The sequence below is a fragment of the Pseudomonas sp. LBUM1664 genome (assembly GCF_059695895.1).
The window spans coordinates 245,327-259,044 of sequence record NZ_CP166791.1 but is presented as its reverse complement, the minus strand read 5'-3'; the positions used below and the strand labels follow the sequence as shown (position 1 = coordinate 259,044).

The window sequence follows — 13,718 nt, the reverse complement described above, 5'->3', positions numbered from 1 at the left end:
GCCGTTAGCGTTTGGCTCCTCGCGGATAGGAAGGCGTCGTCATAACGCTGGCACTTACTGGATTTAAGGCAAGTTGAATGCCATAAGCGTCATATATACGTTATCGGTATCTAGCCCGAAGACTAAATATCGAAACAGAATATATGAAGTTATATCTACCCGTGGCGAGGGAGCTTGCTCCCTCGCCACCAAAAGCACATGAGCCAAGACTTGGGATCATTCGTTATTCAAGCGCGCGGCGCATACGCAAACACGTCGGCGCGCATTTGGTGGGCGTCCATGCCGGCTTCTACCAACGCATCGAGCGTGGCGTAGATCATGGCCGGCGAGCCGCTGGCGTAGACATGCACGTGCGAGAGATCGCTGATGTCCTCGCACACGGCTTCGTGGAGCATCCCGCAGCGCCCTTCCCAGCCACACAAGTCGCTGACGACTTTGTGCAGGAACAGATTTGGCAGCTTTTTCCACTCGTCCCAATGCTCGATTTCATAGAAATCTTCCGGACGCCGCACACCCCAATACAGATGTACCGGGTGCTTGAACCCCGCTGCACGGCAATGCTCGATCAGGCTGTGCATCTGCGCCATGCCGGTTCCGGCGGCGATTAGCACCAGCGGACCGTCCGGCAGCTCAGACAAGTGGGTGTCGCCGAAGGGCATTTCGATGCGCACGCTGGGGTTGCGCCGCAGTTGCTCCAGCAGCGCCTGTGCACTGCTTTCGCGCACTAATACATGCAATTGCAGATCGCGCCCCGAATGCGGCGCCGAGGCCAGGGAGAACGCCGATTTTTCGCCATTCTCCCGTTCGATCATCAAGTACTGCCCGGCGTGATAGCGCGGCGGCTTGCCCGCCGGGGCACGCAGGCGCACCCGCCAGACATCGCCGCCGACATCGGCGCACTCGGCGACCTGGCACGCCAGAGTGCGTACCGGCAACTCACCCGGCGACAGCACGCCATCCCATAACACCACGCAGTCCTCCAGAGGTTCGGCGATGCAGGTGAAAATCTCACCGTGATCGCGCACCTCGCCGGCCTGTTCCACGCGGCCTTCCACCAACAACGCACCACAGACGTGGCAGTTGCCGTTGCGGCAGCTTTGCGGGCATTCGTAGCCCAGGCGCCGCGCGCCATCGAGAATCCGCTCGGCGGGCCGTATCTCCAGCACCGCGCCGGAAGGCTGCAAGGTTACACGCATCAATCTATTCCTAATTGATTCCAGATGGCATCGATCCGTTGGGTAACGGCTTCATCCTTGACGATAACCCGGCCCCACTCACGCGTGGTTTCACCGGGCCATTTATGCGTGGCATCGAGCCCCATCTTCGACCCCAGGCCAGACACCGGCGAGGCAAAATCGAGGTAGTCGATCGGCGTATTCTCGATCATCACTGTGTCGCGCTTGGGGTCCATGCGCGTGGTGATGGCCCAGACCACGTCGTTCCAGTCCCGTGCGTTGATATCGTCATCAGTGACGATAACGAACTTGGTGTACATGAACTGTCGCAAAAACGACCAGACTCCGAGCATCACCCGCTTGGCATGCCCCGGATACGACTTCTTCATGGTCACGATGGCCATCCGGTACGAACAGCCTTCCGGCGGCAGGTAGAAGTCGGTGATTTCCGGAAATTGCTTCTGCAGGATCGGCACGAACACTTCGTTCAGCGCCACACCGAGAATGGCCGGCTCGTCGGGCGGCCGGCCGGTGTAGGTGCTGTGGTAAATCGGTTTGATCCGATGGGTGATGCGCTCGACGGTGAACACCGGGAAGCTGTCGACTTCGTTGTAGTAGCCGGTGTGGTCGCCGTACGGGCCTTCGTCGGCCATTTCGCCGGGGTGGATCACGCCTTCGAGGATGATTTCGGCGGTGGCCGGCACTTGCAGGTCGTTGCCGCGGCATTTCACCAGCTCGGTGCGGTTGCCACGCAACAGGCCGGCGAAAGCATATTCGGAGAGGCTGTCAGGCACCGGCGTGACGGCACCGAGGATGGTCGCCGGATCCGCGCCCAGGGCCACGGACACCGGGAATGGCTGGCCGGGGTGTTTTTCACACCACTCGCGGTAGTCCAGCGCACCCCCACGGTGGCTCAGCCAGCGCATGATGACCTTGTTGCGGCCAATCACCTGCTGGCGATAGATACCGAGGTTCTGGCGGTCCTTGTTCGGCCCTTTGGTGACGGTCAGGCCCCAGGTGATCAGCGGCCCGACATCGCCCGGCCAGCAGGTCTGCACCGGAAGCATTGCCAGGTCGACATCGTCACCCTCGATCACCACTTCCTGGCAGATCGCGTCCTTGACGACTTTCGGCGCCATGGAAATGACCTTGCGGAAAATCGGCAGCTTGGACCACGCGTCCTTCAAACCTTTCGGCGGCTCGGGCTCCTTGAGGAACGCCAGCAGCTTGCCGATCTCGCGCAGTTCGCTGACAGCTTCGGCGCCCATGCCCAAGGCCACGCGCTCCGGCGTGCCGAACAGGTTGCCCAGCACCGGAATGTCATAACCTGTCGGGTTTTCGAATAACAACGCCGGCCCCTTGGCTCGCAGGGTACGGTCGCAGACCTCGGTCATTTCCAGCACTGGGGACACCGGCACCTGGATGCGCTTGAGTTCGCCGCGCTGTTCCAGACCGCTGATAAAGTCGCGCAAGTCGCGATACTGCATGCAAAAGCCTCATGGTGGCCGTGGCGTTCGGGGGCCCGAGTTTAACGCTGCCCGCTCAAAATAGTGAATGCACAGATAGCAAAAAGCCGGGTTTCCCCGGCTCTTGCTCGCCCGCTCGATTTACTTGCGTTTCATCGACAGGAAGAACTCATCGTTGGTCTTGGTCTGTTTCAGCTTGTCGACCAGGAACTCGATGGCAGCAACTTCATCCATAGGATGCAGCAGCTTGCGCAGGATCCACATGCGCTGCAGCTCGTCCTCGGCAGTCAGCAACTCTTCGCGGCGGGTGCCGGAACGGTTGATGTTGATGGCCGGGAAGACGCGCTTTTCGGCGATCTTGCGATCCAGAGGCAGTTCCATGTTGCCCGTGCCTTTGAATTCTTCGTAGATCACTTCGTCCATCTTCGAGCCGGTTTCAACCAGCGCGGTGGCGATGATGGTCAGCGAGCCACCTTCTTCGATGTTGCGCGCGGCGCCGAAGAAACGTTTCGGTTTCTCCAGGGCGTGGGCATCGACACCACCGGTCAGCACCTTGCCGGAGCTCGGGATCACGGTGTTGTAGGCACGGGCCAGACGGGTGATGGAGTCCAGCAGGATCACCACGTCTTTCTTGTGTTCGACCAGGCGCTTGGCCTTCTCGATCACCATTTCGGCAACCTGCACGTGGCGGGTCGGCGGCTCGTCGAACGTCGAGGCAACCACTTCGCCGCGCACGGTGCGCTGCATCTCGGTCACTTCTTCCGGACGCTCATCGATCAGCAGCACGATCAGATGAACTTCAGGGTTGTTACGGGCGATGTTGGCCGCGATGTTCTGCAGCATGATCGTCTTGCCCGCTTTCGGCGGCGCCACGATCAGACCGCGCTGGCCTTTGCCGATGGGTGCGCACAGGTCGATGACACGACCGGTGAGGTCTTCGGTGGAACCGTTGCCGGCTTCCATCTTCATGCGCACGGTCGGGAACAGCGGGGTCAGGTTCTCGAAGAGAATCTTGTTCTTCGCGTTTTCCGGACGGTCGAAGTTGATGGTGTCGACCTTGAGCAGCGCGAAGTAACGCTCGCCTTCCTTCGGAGGACGGATCTTGCCAACGATGGTGTCACCGGTGCGCAAGTTGAAGCGACGGATCTGGCTCGGCGAGACGTAGATATCGTCTGGGCCGGCAAGATAAGAAGCGTCTGCGGAGCGGAGGAAGCCGAAGCCGTCCTGGAGAATCTCCAGCACGCCATCACCGGAGATTTCCTCGCCGCTTTTCGCGTGCTTTTTGAGCAGGGAGAAAATCACGTCCTGCTTGCGCGAACGGGCCATATTTTCTATGCCCATCTGTTCGGCCAATTCGAGCAGTTCGGTAATCGGCTTTTGCTTGAGTTCAGTCAGATTCATATAGGAATGACGTAATCATTTATGGAGGGGGGAAATTAAGCTTTTGGCTTAATGAGGCCGCGCCGCAGAGAAGGCGACAGGATCGCGTACTTATTCGAAAGGAGTGCGTCGGCGACGGCTTGCAGGGGGCAATGGAGAAACCAGTGCGGGGCCGAATGTAACACCTGAGTTTGCGAGCGTCTAGCCCCGAATAACGAAAAAGCCCCGCGATTTGCGGGGCTTTTTCAATGGCATTCGGCGCTTAGATGTTAGCGTCGAGGAAAGCGGCCAGCTGCGATTTCGACAGCGCGCCAACCTTGGTGGCTTCGACGTTGCCGTTCTTGAACAGCATCAGGGTCGGGATACCACGCACGCCGTGCTTGGCCGGAGTTTCCTGATTCTCGTCGATGTTCAGCTTGGCAACGGTCAGCTTGCCTTTGTAAGTCTCGGCAATTTCGTCCAGAACCGGGGCGATCATTTTGCAGGGACCGCACCACTCAGCCCAATAGTCGACCAGTACCGCGCCTTCGGCCTTGAGTACGTCAGCCTCGAAGCTATCGTCGCTAACGTGTTTGATCAGATCGCTGCTCATTGAAATCTCCGGGGTTGTCAGCAAAAAAACGTGGCCCATCATAGCTGCCCTTCCCAGGTTCAGGAAGCTTGAGTTGATTGAGTCTCGCTATGGTGCCAGATGTATTTGGGTATAGCTCAAGTCACGGGGCAGCAGGGGCTACGAAGGAAATTCCGGTACGCAACGCAGCGTTACGTACATGTTCCTGCATGGCTTTTTGAGCAGCGCCTGAAGCGCGACGGGCCAAGGCGCGAAGGATTTTACGGTGTTCCTGCCACGTTTCCATCGCCCGCTCCGCTCTGATGAACGGTAGTTTCTGGCTTTCCAGAAAGATATCCGCGCTGGCGGTGAGAATGCTCAGCATCGCCTGGTTGCCGCTGGCCAGCAGGATTCGCCGATGAAATTCGAAATCCAGCCGCGCCGCAGCGTCGAAATCCCCAACCTTCAATTCCCGGCGCATCGCCTCGACGTTGTCTTCCAGGGTATCGAGTTCATCGGCGCTCAGCGTCACCGCCGCCAACCCGGCCGCGAAGCCTTCCAGGGCATAACGCAACTGGAAGATATCCACCGGCGAGGCCTGGGCCGCGAACGGCCAGCCTGGCGGCGACTCGCTGCGTGAAACCTGCACCGACGATTGGACGAACACCCCTTTGCCCGGCTGCACGCTGATCATCCCCAGGGCGCTCAACGACGAAAGCGCTTCACGCAGGGACGCCCGGCTAACACCCAGTTGCAACGCCAGATCCCGTTGCGAGGGCAGCGCATCCCCAGGACCGAAGCCTTCATCGGCGATCAGTTTGCGGATGGCTTGCAGCGCCAATTCGGGAACGGCACGAGAGATGGAATTCATGGTTTTTCAGACAAACCGGACCAAAGAGCGGGTAGTTGTAAAGCTATTCACCGCGCCCGGCAAGTCGTGCCCCAGTAGGGTTCGGCGGCAAATACCGACGCCCGATAAAGGTGCGAAACGCAGCGCAACTGTTCAGACCAGTAAGACCGCCCCTGACCAGTAAATCCGTGGCTTTGGCCGATGAAAAGTGGGTTTGGCATGGCCTGTGCTCTGTCCGAACGCAGAAATCACATCACCGATTGCGGAGATTCGCCATGATTCAGCGTTGCAGCGCCCTGCTCACTGCCCTGTTTGCCAGCCTGATGCTCATTCAGCTACCCGCCCACGCCGATGGCCTGGAAGACGTGGTCAAGCGGGGCACCCTCAAGGTTGCAGTGCCCCAGGACTTCCCGCCGTTCGGTTCGGTAGGTCCGGATATGAAACCCCGCGGCCTGGACATCGACACCGCGAAACTGCTGGCCGACCAGCTCAAGGTCAAACTTGAACTGACGCCGGTCAACAGCACCAACCGCATTCCATTCCTGACCACCGGCAAGGTCGACCTGGTGATCTCCAGCCTGGGCAAGAACCCGGAGCGTGAAAAAGTCATCGACTTCTCCAGTGCCTACGCGCCGTTCTACCTCGCCGTGTTCGGCCCGCCCGAGGCGGCAATCAATAGCCTGGACGACCTCAAGGGCAAGACCATCAGCGTCACCCGTGGCGCCATCGAAGACATCGAACTGACCAAGGTCGCTCCCGAAGGCACCACCATCAAGCGCTTCGAAGACAACAACTCGACCATCGCCGCCTACCTGGCCGGCCAGGTGGACCTGATCGCCAGCGGTAACGTGGTGATGGTCGCCATCAGCGAACGCAACCCCAAGCGCGTCCCGGCGTTGAAAGTGAAACTCAAGGACTCGCCGGTGTACGTCGGCGTGAACAAGAACGAGCCGGCGCTGCTGGACAAGGTTAACCAGATCCTGGCCACCGCCAAGACCGATGGCAGCCTGGAAAAAAATTCCCAGACCTGGCTCAAGCAACCGTTGCCGGCCGACCTCTGACCGTCGCTTGAGAGGCTGAGCATGGCTTATCAGTTCGATTTTATGCCGGTGGTGCAAAACACCGAGCTGCTGTTGCGCGGCGCGCTGTTTACCCTGGAACTGACAGCCATCGGCGCGCTGCTCGGGGTCAGCCTGGGCATCGTCGGGGCCGTGGTGCGGGCGTGGAACATTCGTCCGTTCGCGGCGATCTTCGGCGTGTACGTGGAGCTGATCCGCAACACGCCGTTCCTGGTGCAGCTGTTTTTCATCTTCTTTGGTTTGCCGTCCCTGGGCCTGCAGATTTCCGAATGGCAGGCGGCGATCCTGGCGATGGTGATCAACCTCGGCGCCTACTCCACCGAAATTATCCGCGCCGGCATCCAGGCCATTCCACGAGGGCAACTGGAAGCCGCCGCGGCCCTGGCGATGAGCCGCTTCGAAGCCTTCCGCTACGTGGTGCTGTTGCCGGCGCTGGGCAAGGTCTGGCCGGCCCTGAGCAGCCAGATCATCATCGTGATGCTCGGTTCGGCGGTCTGCTCGCAGATCGCCACCGAAGAGTTGAGCTTCGCCGCCAACTTCATTCAGTCGCGCAACTTCCGCGCCTTTGAAACCTATGCGCTGACCACGCTGATCTACTTGTGCATGGCGCTGTTGATCCGCCAGTTTTTGAACTGGGTGGGTCGTCGGTATATCGCCAGGAGCAGCCAATGAGCGATTTCACTTTCTGGGACGTGGTGCGCAACCTGCTCACGGGCCTGCAATGGACCCTGGCCTTGTCGCTGGTGGCGTTTATCGGTGGCGGCGTGATCGGTTTGCTGGTCATGGTGCTGCGCATCTCCAAAGGCGCCCTGCCCCGCAACGTTGCTCGCACCTACATTGAGCTGTTCCAGGGCACGCCGTTGTTGATGCAGCTGTTTCTGGTGTTCTTCGGCGTAGCACTGGCCGGGGTGGAAATCTCCCCGTGGATGGCGGCGGCGATTGCCTTGACGCTGTTTACCAGCGCCTACCTGGCGGAGATCTGGCGCGGTTGCGTCGAGGCGATCCCCAACGGCCAGTGGGAAGCCTCCTCGAGCCTGGCCCTCAATCCGCTGGAACAACTGCGCTATGTGATTCTGCCCCAGGCCCTGCGCATCGCCGTGGCGCCAACCGTGGGTTTTTCGGTGCAAGTGGTCAAAGGCACCGCGGTGACCTCAATCATTGGTTTTACCGAGCTGACCAAGACCGGCGGCATGCTCGCCAACGCCACGTTCGAACCGTTCATGGTGTATGGCCTGGTGGCCCTCGGTTATTTCCTGCTCTGCTACCCCTTGTCCCTCAGTGCGCGCTACCTGGAAAGGAGACTGCATGCCTCTGCTTAGAATTTCCGCCCTGCATAAATACTACGGCGATCACCACGTGCTCAAAGGCATCGACCTGACCGTCGAGGAAGGCCAGGTGGTGGCGATCATCGGCCGCAGTGGTTCGGGCAAGTCCACCTTGTTGCGCACCCTCAATGGTCTGGAATCGATCAACGACGGTGTGATCGAAGTCGACGGCGAATACCTCGACGCCGCTCGCGCCGACCTGCGCAGCCTGCGGCAGAAAGTCGGGATGGTGTTCCAGCAGTTCAACCTGTTTCCACACCTGACCGCTGGCGAGAACGTAATGCTCGCCCCGCAAGTTGTACAGAAAGTGCCCAAGGCCAAAGCCGCTGAACTGGCTCGGCAGATGCTGGAGCGGGTCGGGCTCGGCGAAAAATTCGACGCCTTCCCGGACCGCTTGTCCGGTGGCCAGCAACAAAGGGTAGCGATCGCCCGGGCCCTGGCGATGTCGCCGAAAGTGCTGCTGTGTGACGAAATTACCTCAGCCCTGGACCCGGAGCTGGTCAATGAGGTGCTCAGCGTGGTGCGGCAACTGGCCAAGGAAGGCATGACCCTGATCATGGTCACCCATGAAATGCGTTTCGCCCGGGAAGTGGGGGACAAACTGGTGTTCATGCACCAGGGCAAGGTGCATGAAGTGGGCGATCCCAAGGTGTTGTTTGCCAATCCGAAGACGCCGGAGCTGGCGAATTTTATCGGGACGGTTGAACCTGCGGCCTGAGGTTCTGCGGTACCGGCTCTGACGCCATCGCGAGCAGGCTCGCTCCCACACTCGTCCTGCCTCGCCTGAAAAATCGCGGCAACCGAGAACCTGTGGGAGCGAGCCTGCTCGCGATTGTCCGCAAAGCGGTCGCCTTTGCGTTGGCGTGAGCGGTTGATCGTGGCAGGATGTCGAGGTTATCGACCGAGACTTTTTGACCATGCCGCCATCCCAAGCCAAGAATCTTTCCCTGATCGCCGCCATCGACCTGGGCTCCAACAGCTTCCACATGGTCGTTGCCAAAGCCCAGAACGGGGAAATCCGCATTCTTGAGCGGCTCGGCGAAAAGGTCCAGCTGGCCGCCGGTATCGACGAAGACCGTCAACTGAGCGAAGAATCCATCCAGCGCGGGCTCGATTGCCTCAAGCGGTTTGCCCAACTGATCAACGGCATGCCCCTGGGCGCGGTGAGGATCGTGGGCACCAACGCCCTGCGCGAAGCGCGCAACCGCGGTGAATTCATCCGCCGTGCCGAAGAGATCCTCGGCCATCCGGTGGAAGTCATCTCCGGCCGTGAAGAAGCCCGCCTCATTTACCTCGGCGTCTCCCACACCCTGGCCGACACCCCGGGCAAGCGCCTGGTGGCGGACATCGGGGGTGGCAGTACCGAATTCATCATTGGCCAGCGCTTCGAGCCGCTGCTGCGTGAAAGCCTGCAGATGGGCTGCGTCAGCTTCACCCAGCGCTATTTCCGCGACGGCAAGATCACCCCGGCCCGCTACGCCCAGGCCTATACGGCGGCGCGCCTGGAAATCATGAGCATCGAACACGCCCTGCACCGCCTGACCTGGGATGAAGCCATCGGCTCCTCGGGCACCATTCGCGCCATTGGCCTGGCACTCAAGGCCGGCGGCCATGGCACCGGCGAGGTCAACGCCGAGGGCCTGGCCTGGCTCAAGCGCAGGGTGTTCAAGCTGGGCGATGCGGACAAACTCGATTTCGAAGGCATCAAGCCCGACCGCCGGGCGATTTTCCCGGCGGGCCTGGCGATTCTGGAGGCGATTTTCGATGCCCTCGAACTGAAGCGCATGGACCACTGTGAGGGCGCCCTGCGCGAAGGCGTGCTCTATGACCTGCTGGGGCGTCATCACCACGAAGACGTCCGTGAGCGCACCCTGGGCTCGCTCATGGAGCGTTATCACGTTGATCAGGAGCAAGCCGCGCGCGTCGAGCGCAAGGCGCTGCATGCCTTCGACCAGGTGGCCAACGACTGGGACCTGAACGACGGCGTCTGGCGCGAGTTGCTGGGCTGGGCGGCCAAGGTGCATGAAGTGGGCCTGGACATCGCCCACTACCACTACCACAAACACGGCGCCTACCTGATCGAGCACTCGGACCTGGCGGGCTTCTCCCGGGAAGACCAACAAATGCTTGCGCTATTGGTGCGTGGGCACCGACGCAATATTCCCAAGGATAAATTTGCCGAGTTCGGCGATGAAGGCACCAAGCTGATTCGCCTGTGCGTGCTGCTGCGCTTTGCGATTCTGTTCCACCACATCCGCGGCACCCAGGAAATGCCCCAGGTCGCCCTGCACGCCTATGGCGATCAGTTGGATGTGCTGTTTCCCGAGGGTTGGCTGGAAGAAAACCAACTGACCCAGGCCGACTTCGCCCAGGAAGCCGACTGGCTCATCCGGGTCGGGATTGTGCTGAACATCCATTGATTGCTTGCAGGGGTTGGCTGCGATCCCGCTGTGTTGCGCTGTAGGAGCTGGCGAAGGCTGCGATCTTTTGATCTTTCGCTTGAGACTCAAGCGTCAGGGTAAAGATCGCAGCCTCGCTCCACTCGGCAGCTCCTACAGGCCCAGCATGAGCAAGCTCCCTCGCCACAAAGGCTGAGCCGGCCTCCGCCCGCTGACCGTTTACCGAACCGCCAACACCGGGCTGCTCAAACGCTCCAGCAACGTCGCCTGGGCGCTGCGCGGGTTCTGGTTGCCGGTCGGCGTGTTGCGGATGTAACGGCCATCCGACTGCAGGCTCCAGCTGTGGGTGTTGTCGGTGAGGTAGCTTTCCAGCTCTTTCTTGACCCGCAGGATCAGCTTCTTGCCTTCCACCGGGAAACAAGTCTCGACGCGCTTGTCGAGGTTGCGCTCCATCCAGTCGGCGCTGGAGAGGAACATCTGCTCCTCTCCGCCGTTGAGGAAGTAGAACACCCGCGTGTGCTCCAGGAAGCGCCCGATGATCGAACGTACATGGATGTTATGGGAAACCCCCGGAATGCCCGGCCGCAGGCAGCACATGCCGCGTACCACCAAGTCGATGCGCACGCCCGACTGGCTGGCCTTGTACAACGCACGGATGATTTTCGGGTCGGTCAGCGAGTTGAACTTGGCAATGATGTGCGCCGGTTTGCCGTCCAGGGCGAACTGCGTCTCCCGGGCAATCATGTCGAGCATGCCCTTTTTCAGGGTAAACGGCGCATGCAGCAGTTTCTTCATGCGCAGGGTCTTGCCCATGCCGATCAACTGGCTGAACAGCTTGCCGACGTCTTCGCACAAGGCATCGTCTGAGGTCAGCAAACTGTAGTCGGTGTACAGACGAGCGTTGGCGGCGTGGTAGTTGCCGGTACCCAGGTGGGCGTAACGCACGATCTCCCCGGCTTCGCGCCGCAGGATGAGCATCATCTTGGCGTGGGTCTTGAAGCCGACCACGCCGTAGATCACCACCGCACCGGCCGCTTGCAGACGGCTGGCCAGTTGCAGGTTGGATTCTTCGTCAAAGCGCGCCCGCAACTCGATCACCGCCGTGACTTCCTTGCCGTTTCGCGCCGCGTCCACCAGGGCGTCGACGATTTCCGAGTTGGCGCCGCTGCGGTACAGGGTTTGGCGCACCGCCAATACGTGGGGGTCCTTGGCCGCCTGGCGCAGCAGATCGACCACGGGCGTGAACGACTCGAACGGGTGCAACAGCAGGATGTCCTGCTTGCTGACCACGCTGAAAATGTTCTCACTGTTCTGCAGCAGTTTCGGGATCTGCGGCGTGAACGGCAAATATTGCAGTTCCGGATGACTGTCCAGGCCGGTGATGCTGAACAGCCGGGTCAGGTTGACCGGACCGTTGACCTGATACAGCTCGGTCTCATGCAGGTTGAATTGCTTGAGCAGGTAATCGGACAGGTGTTTGGGGCAGGTATCGGCCACTTCCAGGCGCACCGCATCGCCGTAGCGACGGGAGAACAGCTCACCGCGCAAGGCGCGGGCCAGGTCTTCGACGTCCTCGGTGTCCACCGACAGGTCGGCGTTACGGGTCAGGCGGAACTGGTAGCAACCCTTCACCTTCATGCCCTGGAACAGGTCATCGGCGTGGGCGTGGATCATCGACGACAGAAACACATAATTGTCGCCGGTCCCGCCAACGTCTTCCGGCACGCGGATGACGCGCGGCAACAAGCGTGGGGCGGGGATGATCGCCAGGCCGGAATCGCGACCGAAGGCGTCGATGCCTTCCAGTTCGACGATGAAGTTCAGGCTCTTGTTGACCAGCAACGGGAACGGGTGCGTCGGGTCGAGGCCGATCGGCGTGATGATCGGCGCAATTTCGTCGCGGAAATAGCGGCGCACCCAGGTCTTGATCTTGGTGTTCCAGTTGCGGCGACGGATGAAGCGGACATGATGTTTTTCCAATTCCGGCAACAGAATGTCGTTAAGGATCGCGTACTGACGGTCAACATGGCCATGGACCAGTTCGCTGATGCGCGCCAGGGCCTGATGCGGTTGCAGGCCGTCGGCACCGGCCTGTTCCCGGGCAAAGGTGATTTGCTTCTTCAGGCCGGCAACGCGAATTTCGAAGAACTCGTCCAGGTTGCTGGAAAAGATCAGCAGGAACTTCAGGCGTTCCAGCAGCGGGTAAGACTCGTCCAGCGCCTGTTCCAGCACGCGGATGTTGAACTGCAGTTGCGACAGCTCGCGATGGATATAAAGGCTGCTGTCATCCAGGCTTGGAATGGCGATCGCCGGGGCCGCAGGGGCCTCGGCCACCACCGGCGGCGTAGGTACGACCTCATGCTCCGGCGGCGTTTCGCTAACCTGCTCGACCACGGGTTGAGCGTCTTTTACGGCAACTTCAGAAAGTCCTTCGGTATTCATCGCAAGTTCCTGGGAGGCTATTTCTGCTCTCGTAACAATTGAGCGGCGCGCACGGCAAAATAAGTCAGGATGCCATCAGCTCCTGCACGTTTAAAGGCGGTCAAGGACTCGAGGATCACCCCTTCGCCCAACCAGCCGTTCTGGATCGCCGCCATGTGCATGGCGTACTCGCCGCTGACCTGATAAACAAAGGTCGGCACTTTGAATTCGTCTTTGACCCGGCAAAGAATGTCGAGGTAAGGCATGCCCGGCTTGACCATGACCATATCTGCGCCTTCTGACAAGTCGGCCGCCACTTCGTGCAAGGCTTCGTGGCTGTTGGCCGGGTCCATCTGATAAGAGGCCTTGTTGGCCTTGCCCAGGTTCAGGGCCGAGCCGACTGCGTCACGGAACGGACCGTAATAGGCGCTGGCGTACTTGGCCGAGTAGGCCATGATCCGCACATTGACGTGGCCGGCCACTTCGAGGGCTTCACGGATCGCCTGGATGCGGCCGTCCATCATGTCCGACGGCGCCACCACCTGGGCACCGGCCTCGGCGTGGGACAGCGCCTGTCTCACCAATGCATCGACGGTGATGTCGTTCTGCACATAGCCTTCTTCATCGAGGATGCCGTCCTGCCCGTGGGTGGTGAACGGGTCCAGCGCCACATCAGTGATCACCCCCAGTTCCGGGAAACGTGCGCGCAGGGCACGGGTCGCGCGCTGAGCGATGCCGTCCGGGTTCCAGGCTTGGGCAGCGTCCAGCGACTTGAGGGCCGCCGGGGTGACCGGAAACAGCGCCAGCGCCGGAATACCCAACTCGACCCACTTGGCGGCTTCTTCAAGCAACAGGTCGATGGTCAGGCGTTCCACCCCGGGCATCGACGCCACCGCTTCGCGACGGTTCTCACCGTCCAGCACGAACACCGGCAAGATCAGGTCATCAGTGGTCAGCACGTTTTCACGCACCAGCCGACGAGAGAACTCATCACGGCGATTGCGACGCAGACGGGTAGCAGGGAACAGACGATTGGCGGGGGTAAAGCTCACGGCAGACTCCTGAGCCCGCGC

At 60.6% G+C, this 13,718-nt stretch carries 12 protein-coding genes; 5 read left to right on the top strand and 7 right to left on the bottom strand.

Annotated features, from left to right (window positions below):
• Positions 1-227 precede the first annotated feature (227 nt).
• The 5 genes from ACA047_RS01195 to ACA047_RS01175 form a co-directional block, all read right to left on the bottom strand.
• Positions 228-1,196 (bottom strand): CDP-6-deoxy-delta-3,4-glucoseen reductase, encoded by a 969-nt coding sequence (locus ACA047_RS01195; RefSeq protein WP_497355937.1) that lies wholly within the window; start codon positions 1,194-1,196, stop codon positions 228-230.
• Positions 1,196-2,662 (bottom strand): 4-hydroxy-3-polyprenylbenzoate decarboxylase, encoded by a 1,467-nt coding sequence (ubiD, locus tag ACA047_RS01190; RefSeq protein ID WP_497355935.1) that lies wholly within the window; start codon positions 2,660-2,662, stop codon positions 1,196-1,198. The genes ACA047_RS01195 and ubiD overlap by 1 nt, the downstream gene beginning before the upstream one ends.
• A 120-nt stretch (positions 2,663-2,782) precedes the next feature.
• Positions 2,783-4,042, bottom strand: a complete 1,260-nt coding sequence (gene rho, locus ACA047_RS01185; RefSeq protein WP_497355933.1) for a transcription termination factor Rho — start codon at positions 4,040-4,042, stop codon at positions 2,783-2,785.
• A 241-nt stretch (positions 4,043-4,283) separates the two neighbouring features.
• Entirely contained in the window at positions 4,284-4,613 is a 330-nt protein-coding gene (trxA, locus tag ACA047_RS01180) for a thioredoxin TrxA (protein WP_497355931.1), read from the bottom strand.
• A gap of 121 nt (positions 4,614-4,734) precedes the next feature.
• The gene (locus tag ACA047_RS01175) at positions 4,735-5,442 is read right to left on the bottom strand and encodes a FadR/GntR family transcriptional regulator (RefSeq protein WP_497355929.1); all 708 of its coding nucleotides are present in this window, start codon (positions 5,440-5,442) and stop codon (positions 4,735-4,737) included.
• Positions 5,443-5,696: 254 nt separating this feature from the next.
• Here ACA047_RS01175 and ACA047_RS01170 point away from each other — a divergent pair, with 254 nt between their 5' ends.
• The 5 genes from ACA047_RS01170 (at position 5,697) to ppx (ending at position 10,245) form a co-directional block, all read left to right on the top strand.
• Complete coding sequence (locus tag ACA047_RS01170; protein WP_497355927.1) at positions 5,697-6,482, top strand: transporter substrate-binding domain-containing protein; 786 nt, start codon at positions 5,697-5,699, stop codon at positions 6,480-6,482.
• Positions 6,483-6,503: 21 nt separating this feature from the next.
• Positions 6,504-7,172 carry an amino acid ABC transporter permease gene (locus tag ACA047_RS01165; RefSeq protein WP_497355925.1) on the top strand — a complete coding sequence of 223 codons (669 nt, stop codon included), beginning with the start codon at positions 6,504-6,506 and terminating at the stop codon, positions 7,170-7,172.
• Complete coding sequence (locus tag ACA047_RS01160) at positions 7,169-7,819, top strand: amino acid ABC transporter permease (protein WP_497355923.1); 651 nt, start codon at positions 7,169-7,171, stop codon at positions 7,817-7,819. Before ACA047_RS01165 ends, ACA047_RS01160 begins: the two co-directional genes overlap by 4 nt.
• Positions 7,806-8,543, top strand: coding sequence for an amino acid ABC transporter ATP-binding protein (locus ACA047_RS01155; protein WP_497355921.1), 738 nt, complete (start codon positions 7,806-7,808; stop codon positions 8,541-8,543). Before ACA047_RS01160 ends, ACA047_RS01155 begins: the two co-directional genes overlap by 14 nt.
• A gap of 199 nt (positions 8,544-8,742) precedes the next feature.
• On the top strand, positions 8,743-10,245 hold the full coding sequence (gene ppx, locus ACA047_RS01150; RefSeq protein ID WP_497355919.1) for an exopolyphosphatase: 1,503 nt from the start codon (positions 8,743-8,745) through the stop codon (positions 10,243-10,245).
• A gap of 198 nt (positions 10,246-10,443) precedes the next feature.
• On the opposite strand, the gene ppk1 is transcribed toward ppx, so the two are convergent.
• Together ppk1 and hemB are read right to left on the bottom strand one after the other, a co-directional pair.
• On the bottom strand, positions 10,444-12,666 hold the full coding sequence (gene ppk1, locus ACA047_RS01145; RefSeq protein ID WP_497355917.1) for a polyphosphate kinase 1: 2,223 nt from the start codon (positions 12,664-12,666) through the stop codon (positions 10,444-10,446).
• 17 nt (positions 12,667-12,683) lie between these two features.
• Entirely contained in the window at positions 12,684-13,697 is a 1,014-nt protein-coding gene (gene hemB / locus ACA047_RS01140; protein WP_497355915.1) for a porphobilinogen synthase, read from the bottom strand.
• Between the last annotated feature and the right edge of the window lie 21 nt (positions 13,698-13,718).

Coding starts and splice junctions, on each gene's coding strand:
- ACA047_RS01165 (WP_497355925.1), top strand. CDS start 6,504: ATGGCTTATCAGTTCGATTTTATGCCGGTGGTGCAAAACACCGAGCTG.
- ppk1 (WP_497355917.1), bottom strand. CDS start 12,666: ATGAATACCGAAGGACTTTCTGAAGTTGCCGTAAAAGACGCTCAACCC.
- trxA (WP_497355931.1), bottom strand. CDS start 4,613: ATGAGCAGCGATCTGATCAAACACGTTAGCGACGATAGCTTCGAGGCT.
- ACA047_RS01160 (WP_497355923.1), top strand. CDS start 7,169: ATGAGCGATTTCACTTTCTGGGACGTGGTGCGCAACCTGCTCACGGGC.
- ACA047_RS01195 (WP_497355937.1), bottom strand. CDS start 1,196: ATGCGTGTAACCTTGCAGCCTTCCGGCGCGGTGCTGGAGATACGGCCC.
- rho (WP_497355933.1), bottom strand. CDS start 4,042: ATGAATCTGACTGAACTCAAGCAAAAGCCGATTACCGAACTGCTCGAA.
- ppx (WP_497355919.1), top strand. CDS start 8,743: ATGCCGCCATCCCAAGCCAAGAATCTTTCCCTGATCGCCGCCATCGAC.
- ACA047_RS01155 (WP_497355921.1), top strand. CDS start 7,806: ATGCCTCTGCTTAGAATTTCCGCCCTGCATAAATACTACGGCGATCAC.
- ACA047_RS01175 (WP_497355929.1), bottom strand. CDS start 5,442: ATGAATTCCATCTCTCGTGCCGTTCCCGAATTGGCGCTGCAAGCCATC.
- ACA047_RS01170 (WP_497355927.1), top strand. CDS start 5,697: ATGATTCAGCGTTGCAGCGCCCTGCTCACTGCCCTGTTTGCCAGCCTG.
- ubiD (WP_497355935.1), bottom strand. CDS start 2,662: ATGCAGTATCGCGACTTGCGCGACTTTATCAGCGGTCTGGAACAGCGC.